At 51.6% G+C, this 21,619-nt stretch carries 36 protein-coding genes; 30 read left to right on the plus strand and 6 right to left on the minus strand.

Going from position 1 to position 21,619, the window contains the following annotated elements; genetic code table 11:
- Nucleotides 1-94: 94 nt before the first annotated feature.
- The 3 genes from L977_RS13335 to L977_RS13340 form a co-directional block, all read right to left on the minus strand.
- Nucleotides 95-367, minus strand: coding sequence for a hypothetical protein (locus L977_RS13335; RefSeq protein ID WP_047625949.1), 273 nt, complete (start codon nt 365-367; stop codon nt 95-97).
- A 67-nt stretch (nt 368-434) separates the two neighbouring features.
- Nucleotides 435-620, minus strand: a complete 186-nt coding sequence (locus L977_RS24555) for a hypothetical protein (protein WP_131774834.1) — start codon at nt 618-620, stop codon at nt 435-437.
- Nucleotides 621-948: 328 nt separating this feature from the next.
- Nucleotides 949-1,368 (minus strand): helix-turn-helix domain-containing protein, encoded by a 420-nt coding sequence (locus tag L977_RS13340; RefSeq protein WP_047625950.1) that lies wholly within the window; start codon nt 1,366-1,368, stop codon nt 949-951.
- 77 nt (nt 1,369-1,445) lie between these two features.
- Here L977_RS13340 and L977_RS13345 point away from each other — a divergent pair, with 77 nt between their 5' ends.
- The 11 genes from L977_RS13345 to L977_RS13395 all read left to right on the plus strand — a co-directional run bounded on the left by L977_RS13345 (nt 1,446) and on the right by L977_RS13395 (nt 7,211).
- Entirely contained in the window at nt 1,446-1,658 is a 213-nt protein-coding gene (locus L977_RS13345; protein WP_044865494.1) for a Cro/CI family transcriptional regulator, read from the plus strand.
- Nucleotides 1,658-2,110 (plus strand): toxin YdaT family protein, encoded by a 453-nt coding sequence (locus L977_RS13350; RefSeq protein ID WP_047625951.1) that lies wholly within the window; start codon nt 1,658-1,660, stop codon nt 2,108-2,110. The genes L977_RS13345 and L977_RS13350 overlap by 1 nt, the downstream gene beginning before the upstream one ends.
- Nucleotides 2,111-2,132: 22 nt before the next feature.
- The gene (locus L977_RS23875) at nt 2,133-3,050 is read left to right on the plus strand and encodes a helix-turn-helix domain-containing protein (protein WP_047625952.1); all 918 of its coding nucleotides are present in this window, start codon (nt 2,133-2,135) and stop codon (nt 3,048-3,050) included.
- Between the two features lie 2 nt (nt 3,051-3,052).
- A complete protein-coding gene (locus L977_RS13360; RefSeq protein WP_047625953.1) occupies nt 3,053-3,793 on the plus strand; it encodes an ATP-binding protein in 741 nt (246 codons plus the stop codon).
- Between the two features lie 17 nt (nt 3,794-3,810).
- The gene (locus L977_RS13365; protein WP_047625954.1) at nt 3,811-4,467 is read left to right on the plus strand and encodes a DUF1627 domain-containing protein; all 657 of its coding nucleotides are present in this window, start codon (nt 3,811-3,813) and stop codon (nt 4,465-4,467) included.
- A 201-nt stretch (nt 4,468-4,668) separates the two neighbouring features.
- Nucleotides 4,669-5,178, plus strand: a complete 510-nt coding sequence (locus L977_RS13370) for a class I SAM-dependent methyltransferase (RefSeq protein ID WP_047625955.1) — start codon at nt 4,669-4,671, stop codon at nt 5,176-5,178.
- A 185-nt stretch (nt 5,179-5,363) separates the two neighbouring features.
- On the plus strand, nt 5,364-5,687 hold the full coding sequence (locus L977_RS13375; RefSeq protein ID WP_047625956.1) for a hypothetical protein: 324 nt from the start codon (nt 5,364-5,366) through the stop codon (nt 5,685-5,687).
- 172 nt (nt 5,688-5,859) lie between these two features.
- Entirely contained in the window at nt 5,860-6,078 is a 219-nt protein-coding gene (locus L977_RS13380) for a hypothetical protein (RefSeq protein ID WP_047625957.1), read from the plus strand.
- Between the two features lie 144 nt (nt 6,079-6,222).
- Complete coding sequence (locus L977_RS13385) at nt 6,223-6,516, plus strand: Ref family recombination enhancement nuclease (protein WP_047625958.1); 294 nt, start codon at nt 6,223-6,225, stop codon at nt 6,514-6,516.
- Nucleotides 6,509-6,877 carry a RusA family crossover junction endodeoxyribonuclease gene (locus L977_RS13390; RefSeq protein WP_047625959.1) on the plus strand — a complete coding sequence of 123 codons (369 nt, stop codon included), beginning with the start codon at nt 6,509-6,511 and terminating at the stop codon, nt 6,875-6,877. The genes L977_RS13385 and L977_RS13390 overlap by 8 nt, the downstream gene beginning before the upstream one ends.
- Nucleotides 6,870-7,211, plus strand: coding sequence for an antiterminator Q family protein (locus tag L977_RS13395; protein ID WP_047625960.1), 342 nt, complete (start codon nt 6,870-6,872; stop codon nt 7,209-7,211). The genes L977_RS13390 and L977_RS13395 overlap by 8 nt, the downstream gene beginning before the upstream one ends.
- Nucleotides 7,212-7,231: 20 nt before the next feature.
- On the opposite strand, the gene L977_RS13400 is transcribed toward L977_RS13395, so the two are convergent.
- Nucleotides 7,232-7,717: a hypothetical protein gene (locus tag L977_RS13400; protein WP_047625961.1), complete on the minus strand. Its 486-nt coding sequence runs from the start codon at nt 7,715-7,717 to the stop codon at nt 7,232-7,234.
- 25 nt (nt 7,718-7,742) lie between these two features.
- Nucleotides 7,743-8,564 (minus strand): hypothetical protein, encoded by an 822-nt coding sequence (locus L977_RS13405; RefSeq protein ID WP_047625962.1) that lies wholly within the window; start codon nt 8,562-8,564, stop codon nt 7,743-7,745.
- 223 nt (nt 8,565-8,787) lie between these two features.
- On the opposite strand from L977_RS13405, the gene L977_RS13410 reads away from it, so the two are divergent.
- From L977_RS13410 to L977_RS25270, 4 genes are all read left to right on the plus strand, one after another.
- On the plus strand, nt 8,788-9,192 hold the full coding sequence (locus tag L977_RS13410) for a putative holin (protein ID WP_047625963.1): 405 nt from the start codon (nt 8,788-8,790) through the stop codon (nt 9,190-9,192).
- On the plus strand, nt 9,189-9,485 hold the full coding sequence (locus L977_RS13415; RefSeq protein ID WP_047625964.1) for a phage holin family protein: 297 nt from the start codon (nt 9,189-9,191) through the stop codon (nt 9,483-9,485). The genes L977_RS13410 and L977_RS13415 overlap by 4 nt, the downstream gene beginning before the upstream one ends.
- Before the next feature lie 93 nt (nt 9,486-9,578).
- Complete coding sequence (locus tag L977_RS13420; RefSeq protein ID WP_047625965.1) at nt 9,579-10,019, plus strand: lysozyme; 441 nt, start codon at nt 9,579-9,581, stop codon at nt 10,017-10,019.
- On the plus strand, nt 10,016-10,486 hold the full coding sequence (locus L977_RS25270; RefSeq protein WP_047625966.1) for a lysis protein: 471 nt from the start codon (nt 10,016-10,018) through the stop codon (nt 10,484-10,486). Before L977_RS13420 ends, L977_RS25270 begins: the two co-directional genes overlap by 4 nt.
- Nucleotides 10,487-10,513: 27 nt before the next feature.
- Here the strand turns inward: L977_RS25270 and L977_RS13430 are convergent, their stop codons facing one another.
- Entirely contained in the window at nt 10,514-10,696 is a 183-nt protein-coding gene (locus L977_RS13430) for a hypothetical protein (protein WP_047625967.1), read from the minus strand.
- A 199-nt stretch (nt 10,697-10,895) separates the two neighbouring features.
- On the opposite strand from L977_RS13430, the gene L977_RS13435 reads away from it, so the two are divergent.
- The 15 genes from L977_RS13435 to L977_RS13505 all read left to right on the plus strand — a co-directional run.
- Nucleotides 10,896-11,132, plus strand: coding sequence for a hypothetical protein (locus L977_RS13435; RefSeq protein WP_020690712.1), 237 nt, complete (start codon nt 10,896-10,898; stop codon nt 11,130-11,132).
- 423 nt (nt 11,133-11,555) lie between these two features.
- Nucleotides 11,556-11,759, plus strand: a complete 204-nt coding sequence (locus L977_RS13440) for a hypothetical protein (RefSeq protein ID WP_020690713.1) — start codon at nt 11,556-11,558, stop codon at nt 11,757-11,759.
- A 232-nt stretch (nt 11,760-11,991) separates the two neighbouring features.
- Complete coding sequence (locus tag L977_RS13445) at nt 11,992-12,480, plus strand: DUF1441 family protein (RefSeq protein ID WP_047625968.1); 489 nt, start codon at nt 11,992-11,994, stop codon at nt 12,478-12,480.
- Nucleotides 12,480-14,582 carry a phage terminase large subunit family protein gene (locus tag L977_RS13450; RefSeq protein ID WP_047625969.1) on the plus strand — a complete coding sequence of 701 codons (2,103 nt, stop codon included), beginning with the start codon at nt 12,480-12,482 and terminating at the stop codon, nt 14,580-14,582. The genes L977_RS13445 and L977_RS13450 overlap by 1 nt, the downstream gene beginning before the upstream one ends.
- Nucleotides 14,579-14,794, plus strand: coding sequence for a hypothetical protein (locus L977_RS13455; protein ID WP_001704123.1), 216 nt, complete (start codon nt 14,579-14,581; stop codon nt 14,792-14,794). Before L977_RS13450 ends, L977_RS13455 begins: the two co-directional genes overlap by 4 nt.
- The gene (locus tag L977_RS13460; RefSeq protein ID WP_047625970.1) at nt 14,791-16,290 is read left to right on the plus strand and encodes a phage portal protein; all 1,500 of its coding nucleotides are present in this window, start codon (nt 14,791-14,793) and stop codon (nt 16,288-16,290) included. The genes L977_RS13455 and L977_RS13460 overlap by 4 nt, the downstream gene beginning before the upstream one ends.
- Nucleotides 16,217-18,250: a ClpP-like prohead protease/major capsid protein fusion protein gene (locus tag L977_RS13465; protein ID WP_197061802.1), complete on the plus strand. Its 2,034-nt coding sequence runs from the start codon at nt 16,217-16,219 to the stop codon at nt 18,248-18,250. The genes L977_RS13460 and L977_RS13465 overlap by 74 nt, the downstream gene beginning before the upstream one ends.
- Before the next feature lie 83 nt (nt 18,251-18,333).
- Nucleotides 18,334-18,660: a DUF2190 family protein gene (locus L977_RS13470; protein WP_047625979.1), complete on the plus strand. Its 327-nt coding sequence runs from the start codon at nt 18,334-18,336 to the stop codon at nt 18,658-18,660.
- 25 nt (nt 18,661-18,685) lie between these two features.
- Complete coding sequence (locus L977_RS13475; RefSeq protein WP_231563580.1) at nt 18,686-18,928, plus strand: DNA breaking-rejoining protein; 243 nt, start codon at nt 18,686-18,688, stop codon at nt 18,926-18,928.
- Nucleotides 18,929-18,937: 9 nt separating this feature from the next.
- Complete coding sequence (locus tag L977_RS13480; protein ID WP_047625973.1) at nt 18,938-19,516, plus strand: phage tail protein; 579 nt, start codon at nt 18,938-18,940, stop codon at nt 19,514-19,516.
- The gene (locus L977_RS13485) at nt 19,513-19,914 is read left to right on the plus strand and encodes a phage minor tail U family protein (protein WP_047625974.1); all 402 of its coding nucleotides are present in this window, start codon (nt 19,513-19,515) and stop codon (nt 19,912-19,914) included. Before L977_RS13480 ends, L977_RS13485 begins: the two co-directional genes overlap by 4 nt.
- A 9-nt stretch (nt 19,915-19,923) precedes the next feature.
- Entirely contained in the window at nt 19,924-20,667 is a 744-nt protein-coding gene (locus L977_RS13490; protein ID WP_047625975.1) for a phage tail protein, read from the plus strand.
- A 10-nt stretch (nt 20,668-20,677) separates the two neighbouring features.
- On the plus strand, nt 20,678-21,109 hold the full coding sequence (gpG, locus tag L977_RS13495; RefSeq protein ID WP_047625976.1) for a phage tail assembly chaperone G: 432 nt from the start codon (nt 20,678-20,680) through the stop codon (nt 21,107-21,109).
- 50 nt (nt 21,110-21,159) lie between these two features.
- Nucleotides 21,160-21,432 carry a phage tail assembly protein T gene (locus L977_RS13500; RefSeq protein WP_047625977.1) on the plus strand — a complete coding sequence of 91 codons (273 nt, stop codon included), beginning with the start codon at nt 21,160-21,162 and terminating at the stop codon, nt 21,430-21,432.
- A partial coding sequence (locus L977_RS13505) for a hypothetical protein (RefSeq protein ID WP_047625978.1) occupies nt 21,416-21,619 on the plus strand: 204 nt, incomplete at its 3' end. The genes L977_RS13500 and L977_RS13505, both read left to right, overlap by 17 nt.

Consider the following 21,619-nt stretch of genomic DNA (forward strand, 5'->3'; position numbering starts at 1 on the left):
CTTAAAGGGGTATATGTCTGTTTTCCTTTCGTGCATTTCCGATTTTTTATATTCGTGGCAGCAAACAGCGCAATGACAAATGGTGTCATCCATATCAGTTCAGATATTGGCGTTTGTGGTCGTAATAGGACATGTAACAGGCGTTCTGTGCTTCTGCAAAATTAACAGCCAGCAAGCTAATATGCTTAACTGCGCAAACTGGGCAATGAAATTCACCGAGCACGTAGCCACCGTCAAGCACGACGGTTACAGGACCTGATGAAGGCAAATGAACTACACCTGAAATGGTACCGTTAATATTGAAGGTGGCAATTTCTTTATTTACGATAACAAGATTCAGCTCAACGGTTGTAACGCTCACTTTCATTTTTAACTCCTTGGCTCAGGATGTGAGAATCCCTGCCGTTTAAGGCATAGGTTTTAAATTGAGAAAATTAAATTGCTTTTAAACTATTACGCCATTCCTGGTGAGGTTGGCGATGCACAACGAAATTTCTGTATTTCCGTAATACTTTCCAGGCGGCATGGCAGCCAGCAACATCACGAAGAAATACTGAAGTGACGAGTTTTCCCTGTGCCCAGGCAATTTGTTGTTCCGGTGTTAATTGTGTCTTATCCATATATGAACACTCCACTGGCTTACGCCACATTCAAGAAACTGCCTGGACGAACTCGGAAAAGCTCAGTGCTTCTTCACCCTCCGCCAGACTGTTGAAATACTCTTCGTATGCTTTTTCCATCTCGAACCCCTGTTTGCTGCTTTGCTTGGCTAATCACCCTTATCGCCGGGTAGGCGGAACGTTTACTGATTACTGCTGTTAAGTTTTGATAACGCAGATTGTTATCTAAACCTAACAAAACGTCAAGGGTGAATTTCGCAAAACCTAACAACAGGATCGTGAAAAACACAAAAAGGCCGCTATTGAAGCGGCCTGGCGTGAAGAAAAATTATTTGATATCGAGGTTTTTGAGGATCTGCAGGATTTCTTCTTTGCTTTTGGTTTTTATCAGGTCGTTGAACGTTTCATCGTAGTCTTTGACCTTGTCCCGCAAATTGATGATGTGCTGTTCTTTCTCAGCGTTGGGGAGTTTTTCAAACAGTTCCAGAAGCTGAATCTGTTGCGGTGAAAGCATCCGATGCGATTCTGCTGGGGCTGGTTCGTATCCGTCATCGCCTTTAATGATCCAGCCAGGTTCAACGCCAAGAGCCGCAGCTAACTTGAAGAGATTATCGCCCCTTGGAGAGGTTTCATCACGTTCCCACTGAGAGATTGTGACATGAGCAACCCCAGCCTGTTTGCCTAGGCTGCGCTGGGTATATTTCAAAGCAGAGCGCCGCTCTTTTATACGCTGACCGATCGTTTTCATAGTTCGGAAATCCTAACGCGCATTGACTCTTGTTTCCTTAACATATAAAGTTAGGAAAACTTACCAAGGAGGACAAAATGAAAACCGAAGATGTAATCAAACACTTTGGGAAAAAAGCCAACGTGGCGAGGGCTCTCAACATCGCTCGATCCTCTGTGAGTGAGTGGGGGGAGTTAGTACCTGAACGACGCGCCGCTCGACTGGAAAAATTAACGGGTGGTGCATTGAAGTACGACTCAGTTTTGTATGAGCACAAGATTAACCTCAATGCCCCTAAGGAGTCTGACTGATGGAAATCAAAAAGCTGGCATGCGAGCTGGAGTCCTGGGCGCAGGAAAAGGGCTGGAAGACGGTCACGCAGCTGATAACCCCGCATCACTTTGGCGATCTGCTTCAGTCACTTGATGACGTATCGGATCCGGACGAGTACGCGCGCCGTTTGCACAACAACAAGCAGATTATTCAACGTGCTTTCCGCAACGATACGCCTAACTACCTGAAACAGGCAGAAGCGCTGAGCTATGCCATCCGTACCGCCATTGATAACGAACTGGCGCAGAAAGACTGCATGCTCTACCGGGCAGCCAGAGTTAACAAAGAGTGTATCGAAGCCACCAATGCAGTCTTCACTGGCAAACCGCAACCGGTAATCCGCCGCGAGACTCTGGAAGCAATCGACGCGCTGGCGCAGCTGGTCGGCGTCAAAGTGAAGCTGGTTTCGACTTGTTCAAACGTAGCCTAGTTCAGTTGTATCGAGGTGTTCTATGAGCATGGAACTGATGGTTCAGGCGATGAAGGTCAAGGTAGGAAACCCGCTTCGTAAGCTGGTTCTGCTTAAGCTGGCCGATAACGCAAGTGACCAGGGCGAATGCTGGCCGAGCTATCAGCATATCGCTGATCAGTGTGAGATCAGCCGTCGTTCCGTCATGAATCATGTTGCCGCGCTTTGCGAGTCTGGACTGATGCGAAAAGAGACCAGATCGGGGCCGAAAGGCAATGGCAGCAATTTCTACCAACTAACCCTGAGCGGTGCAAATTCCAGTGCAAGGGTAGTGCAGGAGATTCACCAGGATGGTGAAGCAAATTCACCAGGGGCTGGTGCAGGAAATTCACCAGATGGTGCAGCACGTTCACCAGGGGATAGTGAAGGAGATTCACCCAGAATCAGTCACTCTTCTGAACCAGTCAAAGAACCAGAAAATAATTCTCGTCCGGATGCTTCGCAGTCCGACGGGAAGATTTCAAACGCAGAATTTTTAAATCGTCACCCGGAAGCAGTGGTTTGTAGCCCTGCGAAACGCCAATGGGGTAGCCAGGAAGATTTGACCTGTGCGCAATGGATTTGGAAGCGCGTGCTGAAACTCTACGAGGAGGCCGCAACCTTTGACGGCGAGATCGTTCGTCCGAAAGAGCCGAACTGGACGGTCTGGGCGAATGACGTTCGTCTGATGCGCACCCTTGATGGCCGTAGCCACAAGCAAATTTGTGAAATGTTCAAGCGCGTTCAGAGCGATACGTTTTGGGTTCGCCAGGTGAAATGCCCGGCCAAACTCCGCGAAAAATGGGATGACCTGATTATCCGCCTGTCGGCACCGGGCACCGGGCATTACCAGGCTGGTGGACGGGATATCAATCAGATCTCCCGTCCAGATAACACCGTTCCGCCAGGATTCAGGGGGTAAGCATGCAAAACGCAGGTTCGATTCTCGATCGCCTTCGCCGTGTGATTCCGGCAGGCATTGAACCCAAATTCAAAAGCGCAGCTGAGCTGATGGCCTGGCAGCGCGAAGAAGGGCAAAAGCGCGCAGCGGAGATCGACAAGATCAACCAGCAGGCGCGGGCAGAGAAAATTTTCGGGCGATCCGGAATCCAGAACCTGCACCGCAGTTGCTGCTTCGCGAACTACACGGTGGAGGGCGACGGCCAGCGGCATGCTCTGAGTATGGCAAAGAGCTATGCGCAAAATTTTGGTACCGGGTTCGCCAGTTTCGTTTTTACCGGAAAGCCTGGTACCGGGAAAAACCACCTCTCAGCGGCGATCGGAAATTATCTGCTGAAACAGGGCCGAACGGTTCTGATTGTGACGGTGCCGGATCTGACCTTGCGCGCCCGGGCCTGCTACGACGAAGGGCAGTCTGAAGCCGCGTTGCTGGATGACCTCTGCAAAGTGGATCTGCTGGTGCTCGACGAAGTCGGCATTCAGCGCGATAGCCGCGGCGAGAAAGTTTTATTGAACCAGATTATCGATCGCCGCCTGGCCGCATTGCGCCCGGTTGGCGTTCTGACCAACCTGAATTACGACGCGCTGGTAGAGACCCTGGGGGCAAGGGTTATCGATCGCCTGCGCATGGATAACGGCATTTGGGTGAACTTTGACTGGGAGAGCTATCGCGGAAACGTTAGCCACCTGAGACCTGTTAAGTGAATTTTGAGGAGAAAATTATGGAAACCGTACTTGATGCACTGAAAGCCATGAAAAAAGCGACATATCGCGAGGTTGCTGCCCGTCTGGATATCGAGCCCGTTGAAGCGCTGAACATGCTGCGCGAGCAGAAAGAGCAGGGACTGTGTGATTTTGCTGACGGCGGCTGGTTCCTCGGTACCGCGACAGAGCAGAAGCCGAAGCGTATCAGACCCAAGCAGCTGTCGCCGCTGGTTGAGAGGGTGCTGTCAGCAATGCAGGGCCAGGGGGCCATGACCGCCAATCAGGTCGCAGAAAAACTGGGTAAAGGTTCGCGAGCCCTGAATGCTTCGCTGGGTGCAATGTGCAAGGACGGTCTGGTCCTGCGCCATGTTGACGGTAAAAACATCACCTGGAGCCTGGCGGGTGAACCGGCAATAAAGCCAGAGCAGCAGGAGCCAGCACCAGAGGTTAGCGAGCTAACAGCGGCGCCAGCCTGCAAATCCACTGCCGAGATTATTCAGGATATCCCAGCTTTCGCCAGCCGCCCTGATGACCTGATTATTCCCTCATCGCGCTATATTTCGACCGAAATCCGCCGCACGAAAGCCAAGCTGGCTAACCTGCAGCGTCTGCAGGGGGCCGTTAGGGAGCTGCGCCGCCATAAGCATCTGCTGGAGGGGCTGGGGAATGACTGATTTACCGAAATGCCCTCAATGCGGCATGGATCCTTCACTGAGGGTCCGCAGCCGTGGAATGAACTGGGGTTCGGCAGAGGTACGCTGTTCGAACGGTTGTCCTGGCGTCCGCGCGGGATTTTCGTTCCCGCCTGATGGAGAGGCAGCTGCCCGGCAGTTGCTCAAAGAAAAATGGAAAGAGTTAGTGGAGGCAAGGTGAGCATGTCTGAGCAAACAATCCTGGATATGTGCTGCGGTTCCCGCATGTTCTGGTTCAACAAACGCGATACGCGCACGCTCTTCGCTGATATCCGCAGCGAAGAGCATGAATTATGCGACGGCCGCCGCCTGGTAATCCGTCCTGATTTGATTGCTGACTTCCGCGCGCTGCCGTTCGCAGATGCGTCGTTTCCGGTTGTTGTGTTTGATCCTCCACATCTTGAGCGTGTCGGTCAAACGGCATGGATGGGGAAAAAATATGGTCGATTGAACAAAAATACATGGCGTTCAGATCTGCGCGCCGGTTTCAAAGAGGCGTTCCGAGTGTTGCGGCCACACGGTGTGCTCATTTTCAAATGGAATGAAACGCAAATCTCGGTGAGCCAGATTTTGGAGCTTACTGACGAGAAACCTGCGATCGGCCAGCGTACCGGGAAGAACGACAAAACCCACTGGATTATTTTCGTGAAGGAGCCTGCAACACACTTGCAGGAGGTGAAACAGTGTATCTGATGGAGCTGTTATCAGGGGCTATATGGCTGGTGGTTTTAATCCTGCTGGTGGTGCTGGCTATGAGAAGAATTGATTATTGATTAAGCACTTACCCGCTCCGGCGGGTTTTTTGCGCCCAAAATCTTGACCCTCTTTTTTTTGGTGTTACTGTATAAATATACAGTTAATTATCAGGGGTGGTTATCATGGGTTTTCCATCACCAGCAGCAGACTACGCAGAACAGACGCTCACTATCACCAGCCTTTGCGGCAATGACGGCAACTGCCGCACCATCGAAACATCCGCCGGTTATGCGATCATAAACGTCGCCAGAAAGCCGGAATTGGGTGATACCGTCCTGGTTTCGTTCTGCGGCAGTCTGGATTTCGCAAAAGTGCAGGGGAAAGCGCTGATAACTCAGGATGGAGAGGCTATTGAGGGTGATGCGCTGGATGATGCAGCCGTAATGGGAGTGGTAACGCACCTCCTGAATCGAGTGACCGATACTGACAATCGGCCCGTGATTTAAAAGACCTGGTCTGATTCCTAGGTCTAAAGCCGATCGGTTAGACAGAACAATTTCGCCGAATTGCTCTGTCTAACCTATAAGACGTCTGGTTAGCGGAACCTTTAATTGAATCAGTGCGCAGGGAGATAAAGGACCGCCCCCGGAAGGGGAAACCATATTTAGGGATGTGCCCATGAAATTAAATGAATTTGCCGCGGGTTTAACAAAAGACGGATTGCTTGTTTTAAATCTGTCCGATGGCGAAATAACAGACTACGTCGTCACCAATCATGCTTTACGCACGCTGATACGCCGGGAAGGAAATAGAATTTCCGCGCGGATCCTCAGTGATGATGAGCGGATAATCAACCTTAACTCCCTACCAGAAGCACTTAAGGTTCTCAAGCCGTAAGTGTTGATTTATAATAATCAAACGGGCTGAACACCCACTGATTACTGCGCCAACCTGAGGAATCAAAATGGCGCAGAGCATTACCCCAAATCACCTTCACCGCACGATTACGCGCGGTGTTTCTGCTTGTGCTGGTGGTCCGGCATGAAGAAAGCAGATAGCCTCCATCTTTCGCGTGTGGCCGCACTGGGCTGCATCGTGTGCAGAAATCAGAACCTGGGCGAAACGCCTGCGGAAATCCACCACATCCGAACCGGACAGGGCACAAGCCAGCGCGCTGACCATCGAAAATCAATTCCCCTGTGCCATTTGCATCATCGCAACGGCGGATATGGTGTTGCCATTCACGCTGGCCGTGAGCAATGGGAGAAAAACTTCGGTACCGAGTTGCAACTGCTGGAGCAGGTCCAGTTAGAGCTGGGAGTGTTCTATGCCTAAATACATCATCACCCCAGTCGGAAAACCCCGCATGACTCGCCGCGATAAATGGAAACAGCGGCCGCCGGTGATGCGTTATCGCATGTTTTGCGATGAAGCCCGCCTTCATGGAATCCATGTACCGGAGAACGGTACCCACATAACCTTCGTTTTGCCGATGCCGCAGAGCTGGAGCAAGAAAAAGCGCGCGTCTATGGACGGCCAGCCCCACCAGCAAAAGCCCGATCTGGACAACTTAACAAAATCTCTGTTGGACGCCTTGTTTGAGGATGATTCCCACATTTGGGACGCCCGGACATCAAAAGTATGGGGCGAAACCGGAATGATACTTATCGAAAACATTGGAGACAAAAATGCGTGATATGTACGAGGTAATGGACCGCTGGGGAGCATGGGCTGCAGCTGATAGCAGTGGAGTCGACTGGCAACCAATAGCTGCTGGTTTTAAAGGTTTACTACCTCACGGTAAGAAATCACGCCTGCAATGTGATGATGATGAAGGAATTATGATTGATGGCTGTGTCGCACGTCTGAAGAAATATAAGCCTGAAGAATATGAGTTAATTATTGCTCACTTTGTTATTGGAATCTCGTTGCGAACTATCGCGAAGAGGCGTAAATGTTCGGACGGAACGATTAGGAAGGATCTGCAAACTGCGCTTGGTTTTATTGATGGTATGTTATATATGCTTTGAAAATAAGCTGCGAAAGCAGCTTATTTTTTATTCAGCTCTCTCTTTTCTTTAAATAATTCTTTGATTTTTAAAGGTATGAAAGTCGACTGAATGAATGAGAAACAAGTAAGAAATGCAATGGAATGTCCGATTATAGATTTTATCGAAGAAAGTGCTGGGGATGTGTTGGTTTTATCTTTTGTTATAAGATAAAAGATAAAAATTAATGCTAGTGTAAGAATATAAAGTAAAAATAGAGCGTAATATTTATTGAAGCGCATCAAAAATCTTCGTTCTTGATTTGCTGCATCAAGTTCACTTATGTTGCTCATTAATGTGGAGTTTTCACCTGACATGGTAATCACAAGTAAAAGGAATCCAGACAATATGGAAAAAACGTTCGCCACAAGATTCAGTGCATCTGTGTTATTAGTCAAGCTTCCGGTAAGGAATTTAGAAAAACAAAAGGAGGCTGCGATGTTCAGCGCTGAAATGAGTATGCCTATTATATTAAATTTAGTTTGCATGTTAGCCTCCTTTACTATGCTACCATTATAGCTCTTTTGCTACAAAATCCTCTAGGATTTCTTTTGCATATTTCGCATTTATTGATTTTGAACCATAGGGCACTGTAAAGTAGGTTCTAGTAAGCTTTAAATCATCACTGTAGAACTTATCACCTTTTTTAGTTTCAATATAGAAATCGCTATCCAAGTCATCAACCCAATTTGCAGGATCATTTTCGATTGACTGAGCTAATTCAGCGTTACCTTTAGCATCAATTGTCAAATGACCAGAAATACCTTTTGCTTTAACTTTAGGCTCTTTTTGGAATATTGACTCTAATAATCCTGGGGTCTTAATAAAATCTGATTCTTCTACATCAATATTAAGGTGCAGTGCTTTTAATTTATCGTCTTTGATTTTCTGTATAACATTTTTTTGTAAAATAGCTGTTGGTGTAATAGATATACCAAACTCTTTAAATATTTTTGCTATTTTAACTTCACACCAGTTGGTTGAAATCTGCATTAAGGAGGCAATTCGATTATCTTTCACCATCAAAAAAGCATGAAGGTCATCTAGGTTTTCTACATCAAGTAAGTCACTAGCCGCTTTTTTGAGTGGCGTAATTGATACTTGAGCCTTAGGGTTGAAAAGAGCAACATGAATGTAATGGCAATTATTATCAGTCTCAAATGCTTTAAGCATAAGATGCTTCTCTGTACTGATCTTAATTACAGTGCCAACCTTAAAACCATTTGATTTCACGATTTGGTCAAAGAGGATATCGGTAGATGCTGTGTTTACTTTAAAAGCTCTCACTAAGCATTTTTTCGTGAGACCATCTTTTTTAGTATTAGAAAAGTTCATACATAGCCTTAGGTTAGAATCAAACAAAAGAATTGTAATGAAATGCTAACGCGTACGCAAAAATTATCGTAACCTGATAAGAGTAGTTGCTTCGTCACACCGCTTAAACATCGAAATCCTGCCAGAATTGGTGGGGTTTTTCGTTTTGAGGCTGCCTTAGGGCGGCCTTTTTTATTTCCCCTCAACCATCATGAGAGGATCTTCGTCAATAAGAGGGGGCTCAATGTCCGCAGAACCAATAACTGCAACGGTAACGGCGGGCGTGGCTGCTGGCACAACCGGAGTTACATTCGCCACGCTTTTTCCAGAGGCTACGCCTGCTGTTATGGTCTGCTCCCTCGCAGGGGCGGCGCTTTATATCCTCAGCTCTGAGGATCACAAAATCTGGAAGCAGATTCTTTTTGCGCTTATTTCGTTTATCGGTGGCATTTACTGTGCCGGTACTGCTTCAGAAATTATCGCTGCCCTTATCAACGCCGGACTGAATCAGCTTAGCCCGCCAGTCACTATCAAGGTATCGCCCGCGATTGGCGCACTGGCGGCTTCAACGGTATCCGTGACAATTCTGCTGCGCATTCTTGCCCGCTCAAAAACTGGCAATCTGCCCGGCGTGAAGGGGGAAGAATGACGTGGCTGCTGCTGAACTTTCCATGGCTATTGCTTCACCTTAATGCGCTGGCCTGCATCATGATTTCGTTCCGCCTGATGTTTTTCCGTAAGCGCAGTATGCGGCGCCGCCGGGTAATGGAGTTTCTGGCCTATGGGCTGATTCTGGCTCCTGCATACACGGCTTTTCGCATCTGGCACGGCGATTATGTGCAGGTCGATTACGGCGAAATCCTCATTAACGTTGTTGTCTGCGTGGCCGTCTGGCGTGCGGGCGGCAATATTGCTCGTATTACGGGAGAGAGCACGACGTGAACCAAACACAATTTCAAAAGGCGGTAGGTGCCAGTCGAGCTATGGGCTCCGTGGCACTGACGTAATTATGGGAACGCCTGACGGGGATGAAGAATGCAAACCAGTGATAAAGGCATTGCCCTAATCAAGCAGTTCGAAGGCTGCAAGCTCACCGCGTACCAGGACAGCGTCGGAGTGTGGACGATTGGCTATGGGTGGACTCAGCCTGTCGACGGCAAACCGATCCGCGCCGGGATGACGATTAAGCAGGAAACGGCAGAACGCCTGCTGAAGACAGGACTAGTCAGCTACGAAAGTGACGTGTCCCGCCTGGTTAGAGTCGATCTGACTCAGGGGCAATTCGATGCTCTGGTGTCTTTCACTTACAACCTCGGTGCCCGGTCTTTGTCAACATCTACGCTCCTGCGAAAACTCAACGCCAGTGATTACGCTGGCGCAGCTGATGAGTTCCTGCGCTGGAATAAAGCTGGTGGTAAAGTCCTGAATGGCCTGGCCCGTCGGCGTGAGGCGGAGCGCGCTCTGTTCCTGTCATGATTAGCGCGCTGGTTAAGCGTTACTGGATGCAATTGCTGGTAGTGGTCCTAATTGGCGTGTTGACGTTCTTCGTCAACCGATACCGAGACAATGCTATCACCTACAAAGACCAGCGCGATAAAGCCACCAAAGCTCTCAACCTGGCTAACTCCACTATCAAAGATATGCAGGTGCGCCAGCGAGATGTCGCTGCGCTGGATGCCAAATACACCGGAGAACTGGCTGATGCCAAAGCTACTATCGATCAGCTTGAGCGCGATGTTGCTTCTGGCAAGCGTCGGCTGCAGCTCAACGCAAACTGTCCCGCGAACGGAACGACCAGCACCGGCGGCCTGGGCGATGCTACCGGCCCCCGACTTACTGACTCCGCTGAACGGGATTATTTCAACCTCAGAGAGCGAATCGTCACAGTGACGAAGCAGGTCGGCTATCTGCAGGACTACATCCGCACGCAGTGCCTGAAATAGTGAATACATCAATGCCTTAAGGATGTGCTAAAGAAAACCGCTTTTCTTCAGTTTGTTAGCCAATAAGTAATTAGTGATTGCTGCAAGAGAAATCCCAACAATCCACGGCACAGCTGAATCAAGCATTAGTGAGTTGTTCACGTTAATGCTGGCGGTGATGCAGGCAAAGGTATTTGTTAAAACAAACCACGCAAAAAGAATCTGCTTCATTTGGTTATCTCCATGTGTTTCATCCCAGCAATATCCATCTACAAGCCAGCAAAAGCAAGCTGGCGCATAACAAAGCGTGGCAGGCGAACTGCCAGCCTAATGAATAACGATCCTCACAATAACCAATTTTACTAAACATCTCAGAAGATCTGTTATTAGATAGTTGTTATGTTAATGCTTTCGATATGAGGGCAAAAACATGCGCGATTCTGAAGTGACAATTAATGATCTTTATTTGACAGCGAAAGAATATTTCCCACATGGGCTCATGCGAGTAGAGTTATGGGATATAGGGGTTAAATTCATCTGGGTAGATCGAGACAATGATAATCAAGAGCACTCGGCATTTTTTCAGGGATCGCTTAAGGATCTTTCCTTAAGCCAGGTCAGAGGCTTTTTGGACGCTGAGACTCAGGAAGACCAAGTCAGCCAGTGATAAAAAAACCGCCTTCGGGCGGTTTTTTTATTGTTAGGAGAAACCAAATGAAGCACTAAAGCGGACAGACCGCACTTCCAAGCCGCAGTAATGATGTGGCCCCGAGTCTCTATGAGAGCCAGACGCAGGTCCGAACTGCGACATACCGCTGGTCAGGGTCAAACGAGGAAAAGGGTATGCCGGTAAAGCAGCGCGAACGCCAGACGCGCACCGGTTATGAGCGGCGATGAGCGACAAGGACTCAAGGGCATGAGCGTGGCCACTCCGGGAACTGGCAGCCATTTCAAAGCTCACCTGCTGGTGGGCTTGATAATGGTTATCTCTTCAAATGGTGCGATAAGTTCCGGTAATTAATGAAATAAAGCTTTACTAAAAGGTCTTCAGAATTATCCTAATATCTCTTTAATAAAAGGAGTTAGGTTTATGAAAATCCTCTGGGCTATATGTGTTGTATTCGGAGCTATTGGCTTTGTTCAAGGTATCGTTGGGGTCTTCGGCGCTGTCAGCGCGCCTCAGCAAGCAGCAGGGGCAGCTATGGGAGTTGCCTGGGCGGTTATTCCTTACTGCATCGTCCGGGCCATACAGCAGATGCGGCCGCAGGAAGTGGTGATTAAAAAAGAAGATTGATTCCGATTGCCCTTTCAAACCCAGCCTCGCGTAAGCGGGGCTTTTATATGCAAATAGAAATCATTATCATTTGTGGGTCCTCCCGGTAGGGTGACCTACCACGGGGCGGCGCGCTCGCGGGAAACGGCTAGTTTTTCGGATCCAGGGTCATCATCATCATGTGCGCAGGTCTTTGATTTAATTAGAGGCCATTTTCGCAAGATGTCGAATCGTTCAAAAAGTGTTCACCATCATGGACCAGGAAATTGCCACTTTAAAACTCAATATCAACCAGCTGGCAGGGATAACCGGCGTACACCGTCAGACGGTTGCCGCGAGACTGAAAAATGTCGAACCTGCTCCGGGCAGCAACAGCAAGTTAAAGCTCTATCTGGTGACCGACATTCTGACCGAACTGATGATCCCAACCGTTTCGTCCAATATCGATGATATGCCCCCATCAGACAGGCTGTCCCACTGGAAAGCAGAGAACGAGAGGCTGAAGTTCGAACAGGATACGGGACAGTTAATACCCGCAGATGAAGTGGCGCGAGAATTCTCATTGATGGCGAAAGCTGTCGTCATGGTACTTGAAACCCTCCCGGATGTGCTCGAGCGCGACTGTGCTTTAACGCCTGCTGCGGTAGTTCGTGTGCAAAGCGTTATCGATGATCTACGCGACCAGATGGCGGAGAGGGTGCAGGACGCTGAAAAAGAGGAGGAAGAGCCTGAGGAGGACTGATGGCAAAGCGGGCATCCGCCAGGGACATCCGCCGCGATGTTTCCGGTATTTTACGAGCCCCGCGTCGTATGCCGGTGGCCGATGCGGTCAGTACTTATATGCGCGTGCCAATGGGGGCGGGAAACTCAGTTCCATGGGATCCGGATCTGGCACCCTATGTGATTGAGCCGATGAACTGCCTGGCATCGCGTGAATACGATGCGGTGGTGTTTGTGGGCCCGGCGCGAACGGGTAAAACCATCGGGCTGATTGACGGCTGGATTGTTTATAACATTGTCTGCGATCCGGCAGATATGCTTGTGATTCAGGTATCTGAGGAAAAAGCGCGCGAGCATTCCAAAAAACGCCTGGACCGTACTTTTCGCTGTAGCCCTGAAGTTAAAACCCGGCTAAGCCCAAGACGTAACGATAACAACGTCTACGACCGTACATTCCGCGCCGGTAACTATCTGAAGCTGGGTTGGCCATCCGTCAATATCATGTCGTCCTCGGACTATAAGAGTGTGGCGCTGACAGATTATGACCGCTTTCCGGAAGACATCGACGGGGAGGGGGATGCCTTTTCACTGGCATCGAAGCGTACCACGACATTCATGTCCTCCGGGATGACGCTGGTTGAAAGCTCGCCCGGGAGGGATATCAGAGACACAAAATGGCGGCGCTCCACGCCCCATGAAGCCCCTCCGACCACCGGAATTTTATCGCTCTATAACCGTGGTGACCGCCGTCGTCTTTACTGGCCATGCCCGCATTGCGGCGAATATTTCCAGCCGGAAATGGACAATATGACCGGATACCGCGACAGCAGCGATCCTGTGCTTGCCAGCGAAGCGGCGTTTCTTCAGTGCCCTGCCTGTAAAGGCAGGATCACGCCTGACATGAAGCGTGCGCTGAACATGAAATGTGTCTGGCTCCGGGACGGGCAAACCATCGACAGTAAAGGCCAGGTTAGCGGTGATGGCCGTCGTTCCCGTATTGCCTCCTTCTGGATGGAAGGTCCGGCAGCTGCTTACCAGACCTGGGCGCAGCTTATTTATAAGTTCCTGACAGCCGAGCAGGAATACGAATCCACGCGCAGCGAAGAAACCCTGAAGACGGTGATTAACACCGATTTCGGCAGGCCCTATTTGCCGCGGGCCAGCATGGAGCAGCGTAAAAGTGAATTGCTCGAGCAGCGTGCCGAAGAAGTCCCAAAACGTTCGGTACCGGACGGCGTTCAGTTTCTCACCGCGACCGTGGACGTGCAGGCCGGGCGCAACCGACGTTTTGTTGTGCAGATTACGGGTTATGGAAGTATGGGGGAGCGCTGGATAGTTGACCGTTACAACATCCGGCATTCGCTGCGCTGCGACGGAAACGGGGAAAGCTTACAGGTGGATCCGGCGAGCTACCCGGAGGACTGGGATCTTTTACTCACCGATGTCTTTGATAAAACGTGGCCACTCGCAGCTGACCCGTCAAAGGGCATGAGGCTGATGTCGATGGCCGTGGACTCCGGGGGTGAAGATGGCGTGACGGATAATGCCTACAAGTTCTGGCGCAGATGTCGCCGTGAGGGGCTGGGTAAGCGTATCTATCTCTTCAAGGGGGACAGCGTCAGGCGCAGCAAACTTATCCAGCGAACGTTTCCCGACAACACGGGCAGATCAACGCGCCGCGCACAGGCGACGGGAGATGTGCCTCTTTATCTTCTCCAGACCGATGCCCTTAAAGACCGGGTGAATAATGCGCTGTGGCGTGATTCACCCGGCCCTGGCTATGTGCATTTCCCCGCCTGGCTGGGCAGCTGGTTCTATGACGAACTGACGTATGAGGAACGCTCGAATGAAGGGAAATGGAGTAAGCCAGGCCGGGGCGCAAACGAAGCATTTGACCTGCTCGTTTATGCCGACGCGCTCGCCATCCTTAGTGGTTACGAAAAAATCAAATGGCCGTCAGCTCCTGAGTGGGCACGGCGGGAAACGTGGATCGAGGACACGCAGACGGAAGCTGGCGAAATGCCATCCCCGTCGCCTGCGCCGAAATCTAAATCAAAACCAAAACGTGAGAAGCCCGTAACCGAGCAGGCTAATCCGTGGTCTTCGTCAGGAGGTTGGGTGTGAATCCAGCAGATATTCAAAACATGATCGACCGCTACGCTGCAGCCGAGCTGTCTGTTCTGGAGGGGAAATCAATCACTTTCAACGGGCAGCAGATGACGCTCGAAAACCTGTCGGAAATCAGAAAAGGCCGTCAGGAATGGGAGCGACGACTGGCTACGCTCAATAACAAACGCCGCGGGCGACCCGGCTACAGGCTGGCGAGGTTTGGATGAGTTTTTTAGATGATGCGATTGGCCTGTTTTCACCAGGCTGGAAAGCCTCACGCCTGCGTGCCCGTGCGGTTATTAAGGCGTATGAGGCGGTAAAGCAAACGCGTACCCACAAAGCCCAGAAGGAAAGTCGCTCAGCCGATCAGCTCAGCCAGATGGGGGCGGTTTCACTAAGGCAGCAGGCGCGCTGGCTGGACAACAACCACGATCTGGTGATCGGCGTTTTCGACAAGCTGGAAGAAAGGGTGGTGGGTGCGAAGGGCATCATAGTTGAACCGCATCCGATGCTGAATAACGGCAAGATCGCTAAAAAGCTGGCCACTGATATCCGCAGAAAGTGGGGCGAATGGTCCGTAAAACCCGATGTCACAACCCAGTTTACCCGCCCCATGCTGGAGCGGCTGATGCTACGAACGTGGCTCCGGGACGGTGAGGTATTTGCTCAGCTGGTTCGCGGTACCGGAAATGGTCTTCAGCCGGTTGCGGGCGTGCCGTTCTGGCTGGAAGCGCTGGAGCCGGACTTCGTGCCGATGAACAGCGATGCCGCCACCCAACTCAATCAGGGCGTTTTTGTCGATAACTGGGGGCGCCCGAAAAAATATCAGGTCTATAAAAGCCTGCCAGTATCCGGGCGTCAGTTCGATACCAAAGAGATAGATGCAGAAAACATGCTTCATCTCAAATTCACCCGACGCCTGCACCAGACCCGCGGAACGTCTCTTTTGTCTGGTGTTCTGATGCGTCTGAGCGCGCTGAAAGAGTACGAGGACTCGGAGCTTACTGCTGCCAGAATTGCTGCGGCACTCGGCATGTATATCAAAAAAGGCGACGGACAGAGCTTCGATTCTGATTCCGGCAGCGATGATCGGGAGCTGATGATTCAGCCCGGTATGCTCTACGACGAGCTGCAGGCCGGGGAAGAAATCGGGATGATTAAATCCGATCGCCCGAACCCTAACCTCGAGTCGTTTCGTAACGGACAGCTGCGTGCCGTGTCCGCCGGCAGTCGCCTCAGCTTTTCCAGCACATCCAGAAACTACAACGGAACGTACAGTGCCCAGCGGCAGGAGCTTGTGGAGTCAACCGACGGATATCTGATTCTGCAGGACTGGTTCATCGGTTCAGTGACCCGGCCCATGTACCGGGCCTGGCTGAAGATGGCTATTGCTGCCGGAGAAATCAAGCTGCCGAGAGGCATCGATATGGACTCGCTGTATAACGCGGTTTATTCGGGGCCCGTTATGCCGTGGATTGACCCCGTTAAAGAAGCGAATGCCTGGAAAACGCAGATCCGCGGCGGTGCTGCTACTGAATCCGACTGGATACGTGCCAGCGGGCGCAACCCGGATGATGTTAAGTCACGCCGTAAAGCGGAGGTTGACGAGAACCGTGAACAGGGCCTGGTGTTTGACACCGACCCCGCCAATGATAAAGGAGGCACCAGTGCCGAAGTCAAAGAACCGGGCGCGCCACCGTCCGAAAGCCAACGCAAAAAGTAATTCGTGGTTCCGCATGCAGGCCAGCAATAACAGCGAGGCCGACATTTTTATTTATGACGAAATCGGGTACTGGGGCGTAACGGCGAAACAGTTCGTCAATGATCTCCGGGCACTTGGGGACGTCACCCACATCAACCTTTATATCAACTCGCCCGGTGGTGATGTCTTCGACGGCATTGCTATTTTTAACGCGCTGAAGCATCACGGCGCGGCGATTACCGTGCATATCGACGGTCTGGCGGCTTCCATGGCCTCGGTGATTGCGATGGTAGGCAATCCGGTCATCATGCCTGAAAACACAATGATGATGATCCATAAGCCCTGGGGGTTTGCTGGTGGTGACGCGAGCGATATGCGCGACTATGCGGATCTTCTCGACAAGGTTGAATCCGTTCTTATCCCAGCTTATGCGCAGAAAACCGGAAAATCCACCGAAGAAATTGCGGCAATGCTGGAGGACGAAACCTGGATGAATGGCAGCGAGTGCCTTGAACTGGGTTTTGCCGACCAGGTGACACCATCTCTTCAGGCTATGGCCTGTATTCATTCAAAACGTATTGAGGAATTTGAAAAAATGCCAAAAAGCATTCGCAACATGATCACCCCGCCGCGCAACACTACCCAGCGTGACCCGGTTATTACCCAGCCTCAGGCACCGCAGGCAAAAACAGACCCGGCACCGGATGAAAATGCGATCCGCGCGCAGGTGTTGGCTGAGCAGAAAGCTCGTGTTAACGCTATCGGCGATCTCTTTGCCATGTTCGGCAATAAGCACATGGAACTGCAGAACCAGTGTGTAGCCGACCCTGATTGTTCCGTCGATAAGGCGAAAGATTTGCTGCTGGCAGAACTCGGTAAAACGGCCACGCCGTCCAATAAAACCACCCAGTCGCATATTCATGCGGGCAATGGTAACTTCGTCGCGGATGGTATTCGCCAGGCACTGATGGCGCGTGCGGGGTTCGAAGGTCAGGAGCGGGATAACGTTTATAACGGTATGACGCTGCGCGAGTATGCGCGTATGGCCCTGACTGAAAAAGGTATCGGCGTGGCCAGCTACAACCCGATGCAGATGGTTGGCCTGGCGCTGACCCACAGCACCTCTGACTTTGGCAACATTCTGCTTGATGTTGCGAACAAAGCGCTGATTCAGGGCTGGGACGAGGCGCAGGAAACCTTCGAGCAGTGGACCAAAAAAGGCCAGCTGTCGGACTTCAAAACGGCGCATCGTGTCGGTATGGGTGGTTTCCCTTCTCTGCGAAAAGTTCGCGAAGGGGCTGAGTACAAGTACATCACTACCAGTGATAAAGGCGAAACCATCGCGCTTGCCACGTATGGTGAAATCTTCTCAGTAACCCGCCAGGCGATCATCAACGACGATCTGAACCAGCTTACCGACGTACCGATGAAGATGGGGCGCGCGGCGAAAGCAACGATTGGCGATCTGGTTTACGCCATTTTGACTAAAAACCCGAAACTCTCAGACGGAAAGGCGCTGTTCCATGCCGATCACAAGAACCTGAGCGCGGGCGCAATTTCTGTGGCCAGTCTGGACGAGTCGCGCAAGCTGATGCGCCTGCAGAAGGAGGGGGAGCGAACCCTGAATATCCGTCCGGCCTACATGCTGGTGCCCGTCGCCCTGGAAACTCTGGCAAATCAGACCATCAAGTCGGCCAGTGTTAAAGGTGCAGATATCAATGCCGGGATCGTTAACCCTATCCAGAACTTTGCAGAAGTCATTGCAGAACCACGTCTGGATGAGGCTGATGCGAAAGCCTGGTATCTGGCTGCCGCGAAGGGCACCGATACCATCGAGGTTGCGTATCTCAACGGCGTCGATACCCCTTACATCGATCAGCAGGAAGGCTTCACCACTGATGGTATCGCCACGAAAGTACGTATCGATGCCGGTGTGGCACCGCTGGACTATCGCGGCATGACCAAATCCACTGGTCAGTAAAAAACAGTCCTGACAAACAGATGCCCGTAAGGGCTTTTTTTATACCTGAAACCAGCCCCGCAAGGGGCTGAATGGAGAAATTTATGGCTAAGAACTATGCGCAGGACGGGAAAACGATCCCTCTGGTAAACATTGGTACAACCGACATTCAGAGCGGCGATCCGGTTGTGGTTAGCAAACTTATCGCTGTGGCGATTACGGATATTCCTGTCGGCGATACCGGGGACGGCATTACTGAAGGGGTATTCCTCCTGCCAAAAGTCCCCGCTGATGCAGTTACTGCCGGGGCGCAGGTGTATCTGAAGGACGGCAAAATCACGATCGAAGAAACGGATGCCGTTGCCGCAGGTATCGCCTGGGAAGAGGCAGGGGCAAGCACCACCGTTGTTGAAGTTAAGATCAATGCCTAACCCCTTTGACCGGATGGCGGCGCGCATGGACGCGGCCACCATAAAAAAAATGGGAAAGACAGCGATCATCAATGGCAGCAGCTATGACGTTGTTCCCGCCGAGCAACTGGAGGAAATGGGGCCATTGTCGGGAACAGGTACTTCGCTGGTGGTTTTCTCTGAGCTTTACCAGCCACGCCGAAACGACATTGTCGACTACGACGGTAAGAACCTGACCGTTACCCGCTATGACATGTTCAACGGAAAACCCCGCATCCATCTCGAATGAGGAGGCGCTATGTCCGTGAAAGGACTGGAAAGGGCTATTCAGAACCTGAACAGCCTCAGCCGGTTAATCGTTCCTGAGGCAACCGCAAAAGCACTTAACCGGGTGGCCAGCAGAACGATAAGCCAGGGGAGCAAAGCTGTAGCGAAAGAAGCAACAGTTGATGATAACCGGAAAAAGGGGCTTCCGGTTCGTCTGGTCCGCCAGCGTTCCCGTCTGTGCAAGGCCCGTCACGATCGCCCGGTCGCGTCGATAAAAATCAACCGCGGTAATCTTCCTGCGATAAAGCTCGGCACGGCGCGCGTCCGGCTCTCGCGTAAAAAAGGGGCCAGAAACGGAGCGGGCAGCGTCCTCAAAATCGGCCCCTATACCTTTCGTAACGCTTTTATTCAACAGCTTGCCAACGGGCGCTGGCAGGTCATGCGGCGCGTAGGTCAGGCCCGTTATCCGATTGATGTGGTCAAAGTTCCTCTTGAGACACCGCTCACCGTGGCATTCACCGCTATTTCAAAGCGCCTTATTGAAAGCGATATGCCCAAAGAACTTTCCGCAGCCCTGAAAAACCAACTGAGGATCCACCTGAAGCGATGAACAGACACAGCGCAATTCGTGCAGCCATTCTGGCAAAACTGAAAGCCGATATCACCGACACGGTCACCTGGTTTGACGGGCGCCCTGTTTTTCTTGAAGAGCAGGATCTCCCTGCCGTGGCTGTTTACCTTTCTGACGCGGAGTACACCGGCGATTCGCTTGACGAAGATTCGTGGCAGGCGGTTGTTCACATCGAGGTATTTCTTAAAGCCTCCAGCCCCGACAGCGCGCTGGATTCCTGGATGGAAGAGAAAGTGTATCCGGCAATGACCTTCATCCCGGGTCTGACCGAACTGGTTGAGACGTTCACCCCGCAGGGTTATGACTATCAGAGGGATGATGAAATGGCCACCTGGGGTTCAGTCGATTTCACGTACTTAATCACCTATTCAATTTAAGAGGTACTTATGCCTACTCCAAACCCACTGGCCCCCGTGAAAGGTGCCGGTACCACACTCTGGCTTTACACCGGAACGGGCAACGCTTTCACTAACCCACTCTCGGATATCGACTGGAACCGCCTGGCAAAAATTAAAGAGCTGACGCCGGGCGAAATGACCGCCGAATCGTATGACGACACCTACCTCGACGACGAGGACGCCGACTGGAACGCGACCGCTCAGGGGGGAAAATCTGCTGGCGACACCTCTTTCACCCTCGCCTGGAAGCCGGGTGAAGAAGGGCAAAAAGACCTGGTCGCATGGTTTATTGATGGCTCAGTACGCTATTACAAAATCAAATACCCGAACGGTACCGTCGACGTTTTCCGCGGCTGGTGCAGCAGCCTGGGTAAAGCCATTCCGGCAAAAGAGGTTATTACCCGCACAGCGAAAATCACCAACACCGGCAAGCCGGAGCTGGCTGAAGAAAGCGGGAGCCCGAATATCCCAGTCACCGGCGTTACGCTCGATAAAGCCACGGCAAGCGTGGCCGTCGGTGCAACCACAACGCTCAATGTGACGGTTAATCCTGCCAGCGCCTCTGATACCTCGTTCCGCGTGGCAACCTCCGACGGGGCAAAAGCAACGGTCACCGTTAGCGGCAACGCGATCACCGTCACCGGCGTGGCGGCAGGCACCGCTGACGTTATTGTTATGACCAGCGACGGTAATTTCGTTGCGGTCTGCAAAGTCACCGTAACTGCAGCGTAAGGAAGGACGCATGTTTCTGAAAAAAGAGAAGTTCACCTGGCAAACAGAATCCCTGACCATCTTCGAGCTGTCGGCGCTGCAGCGTATTGAGTACATCACGTTTATGGCCGCAGAGGAAAAGGCCGTCAGCGCTGACAGCGACGGCATCAGCGATCAGGAAATGACGGCCAGGCTGATAGGCTCAAATATTCGCTGCGGTGCGCGTTTGATCGCGATGTCTTTGTGGCATAACGATCCGGCCGGCACGGATGTGGAAACGCTTTATCAGCAGGTGCTTAGCGGCTGGCCGCCAGAGGCAATCGGTAAAGCAGAAATGGAAATAAAGCTGCTCTCCGGCATGCTCATTCCGGTTGAGGGTGACAACGCTGCCGATCCGGATGCCTCAGCGGAGGCCGAAAGCGCTGAACCCATTACGGCGGAAAAGCCCTTGCCAGCGAGCTGAAGTTTGTCCTGAATCTGGCGCGCGAGTTCGGGCGACCCGACTGGCGCGCCATGCTGGCTGGAATGACTTCCAGTGAGCTGGGCGACTGGCACCAGTTCTATCGGGAGCATTATTTTCAGGACGCGCAGCTCGATGCGCATTTCTCAGAGCTGCTTTATTCCATCTCCACTCTTTTCTTCCGCGACCCGGAACTTACCCCCGCACATTTCAGCCTGCTTTCTTCTTCCGGTATCGTCATCAGCGATGACGAGCCGGATGATGATGCGCTGATGACCGCAGCTGAGGGGATAACAGGAGGTATCCGATATGGCCCAGCAGATTAGCGATCTGGTCATCAACCTTGACGTCGAGAGCGCCACGTTTAGTGAGCAGGTTGCCCGCATAAAGGGCCAGCTAACCGGGATGGCTGAGGACTCTGAAAAAGTCCAGACGCGAATGCAGCGCGCTTCCGAGCGGCAGGCGGCTGCGTTTAAAACCGTGGGCGACGCTGGCGCGGCGGCTGCCGCAGAT

This window comes from Enterobacter sp. ZOR0014, assembly GCF_000798855.1.
Taxonomy (GTDB): Bacteria; Pseudomonadota; Gammaproteobacteria; order Enterobacterales; family Enterobacteriaceae; genus Enterobacter; species Enterobacter kobei.

Excerpts from the sequence above, each read along its gene's own strand:
- L977_RS13445 (WP_047625968.1), top strand. The coding sequence starts at position 11,992 with ATGGACCAGGAAATTGCCACTTTAAAACTCAATATCAACCAGCTGGCA.
- L977_RS23875 (WP_047625952.1), top strand. The coding sequence starts at position 2,133 with ATGAGCATGGAACTGATGGTTCAGGCGATGAAGGTCAAGGTAGGAAAC.
- L977_RS13350 (WP_047625951.1), top strand. The coding sequence starts at position 1,658 with ATGGAAATCAAAAAGCTGGCATGCGAGCTGGAGTCCTGGGCGCAGGAA.
- L977_RS13405 (WP_047625962.1), bottom strand. The coding sequence starts at position 8,564 with ATGAACTTTTCTAATACTAAAAAAGATGGTCTCACGAAAAAATGCTTA.
- L977_RS13365 (WP_047625954.1), top strand. The coding sequence starts at position 3,811 with ATGGAAACCGTACTTGATGCACTGAAAGCCATGAAAAAAGCGACATAT.
- L977_RS13375 (WP_047625956.1), top strand. The coding sequence starts at position 5,364 with ATGGGTTTTCCATCACCAGCAGCAGACTACGCAGAACAGACGCTCACT.
- L977_RS25270 (WP_047625966.1), top strand. The coding sequence starts at position 10,016 with ATGATTAGCGCGCTGGTTAAGCGTTACTGGATGCAATTGCTGGTAGTG.
- L977_RS13475 (WP_231563580.1), top strand. The coding sequence starts at position 18,686 with ATGGACGCGGCCACCATAAAAAAAATGGGAAAGACAGCGATCATCAAT.
- L977_RS13500 (WP_047625977.1), top strand. The coding sequence starts at position 21,160 with ATGCTGGCTGGAATGACTTCCAGTGAGCTGGGCGACTGGCACCAGTTC.
- L977_RS13485 (WP_047625974.1), top strand. The coding sequence starts at position 19,513 with ATGAACAGACACAGCGCAATTCGTGCAGCCATTCTGGCAAAACTGAAA.
- L977_RS13345 (WP_044865494.1), top strand. The coding sequence starts at position 1,446 with ATGAAAACCGAAGATGTAATCAAACACTTTGGGAAAAAAGCCAACGTG.
- L977_RS13335 (WP_047625949.1), bottom strand. The coding sequence starts at position 367 with ATGAAAGTGAGCGTTACAACCGTTGAGCTGAATCTTGTTATCGTAAAT.
- L977_RS13390 (WP_047625959.1), top strand. The coding sequence starts at position 6,509 with ATGCCTAAATACATCATCACCCCAGTCGGAAAACCCCGCATGACTCGC.
- L977_RS13430 (WP_047625967.1), bottom strand. The coding sequence starts at position 10,696 with ATGAAGCAGATTCTTTTTGCGTGGTTTGTTTTAACAAATACCTTTGCC.
- L977_RS13340 (WP_047625950.1), bottom strand. The coding sequence starts at position 1,368 with ATGAAAACGATCGGTCAGCGTATAAAAGAGCGGCGCTCTGCTTTGAAA.
- L977_RS13370 (WP_047625955.1), top strand. The coding sequence starts at position 4,669 with ATGTCTGAGCAAACAATCCTGGATATGTGCTGCGGTTCCCGCATGTTC.
- L977_RS13480 (WP_047625973.1), top strand. The coding sequence starts at position 18,938 with ATGTCCGTGAAAGGACTGGAAAGGGCTATTCAGAACCTGAACAGCCTC.
- L977_RS13380 (WP_047625957.1), top strand. The coding sequence starts at position 5,860 with ATGAAATTAAATGAATTTGCCGCGGGTTTAACAAAAGACGGATTGCTT.
- L977_RS13465 (WP_197061802.1), top strand. The coding sequence starts at position 16,217 with ATGATAAAGGAGGCACCAGTGCCGAAGTCAAAGAACCGGGCGCGCCAC.
- L977_RS13415 (WP_047625964.1), top strand. The coding sequence starts at position 9,189 with ATGACGTGGCTGCTGCTGAACTTTCCATGGCTATTGCTTCACCTTAAT.
- L977_RS13435 (WP_020690712.1), top strand. The coding sequence starts at position 10,896 with ATGCGCGATTCTGAAGTGACAATTAATGATCTTTATTTGACAGCGAAA.
- L977_RS13470 (WP_047625979.1), top strand. The coding sequence starts at position 18,334 with ATGGCTAAGAACTATGCGCAGGACGGGAAAACGATCCCTCTGGTAAAC.
- L977_RS13420 (WP_047625965.1), top strand. The coding sequence starts at position 9,579 with ATGCAAACCAGTGATAAAGGCATTGCCCTAATCAAGCAGTTCGAAGGC.
- gpG (WP_047625976.1), top strand. The coding sequence starts at position 20,678 with ATGTTTCTGAAAAAAGAGAAGTTCACCTGGCAAACAGAATCCCTGACC.
- L977_RS24555 (WP_131774834.1), bottom strand. The coding sequence starts at position 620 with ATGGATAAGACACAATTAACACCGGAACAACAAATTGCCTGGGCACAG.
- L977_RS13360 (WP_047625953.1), top strand. The coding sequence starts at position 3,053 with ATGCAAAACGCAGGTTCGATTCTCGATCGCCTTCGCCGTGTGATTCCG.
- L977_RS13400 (WP_047625961.1), bottom strand. The coding sequence starts at position 7,717 with ATGCAAACTAAATTTAATATAATAGGCATACTCATTTCAGCGCTGAAC.
- L977_RS13410 (WP_047625963.1), top strand. The coding sequence starts at position 8,788 with ATGTCCGCAGAACCAATAACTGCAACGGTAACGGCGGGCGTGGCTGCT.
- L977_RS13440 (WP_020690713.1), top strand. The coding sequence starts at position 11,556 with ATGAAAATCCTCTGGGCTATATGTGTTGTATTCGGAGCTATTGGCTTT.
- L977_RS13385 (WP_047625958.1), top strand. The coding sequence starts at position 6,223 with ATGAAGAAAGCAGATAGCCTCCATCTTTCGCGTGTGGCCGCACTGGGC.
- L977_RS13490 (WP_047625975.1), top strand. The coding sequence starts at position 19,924 with ATGCCTACTCCAAACCCACTGGCCCCCGTGAAAGGTGCCGGTACCACA.
- L977_RS13395 (WP_047625960.1), top strand. The coding sequence starts at position 6,870 with ATGCGTGATATGTACGAGGTAATGGACCGCTGGGGAGCATGGGCTGCA.
- L977_RS13460 (WP_047625970.1), top strand. The coding sequence starts at position 14,791 with ATGAGTTTTTTAGATGATGCGATTGGCCTGTTTTCACCAGGCTGGAAA.
- L977_RS13450 (WP_047625969.1), top strand. The coding sequence starts at position 12,480 with ATGGCAAAGCGGGCATCCGCCAGGGACATCCGCCGCGATGTTTCCGGT.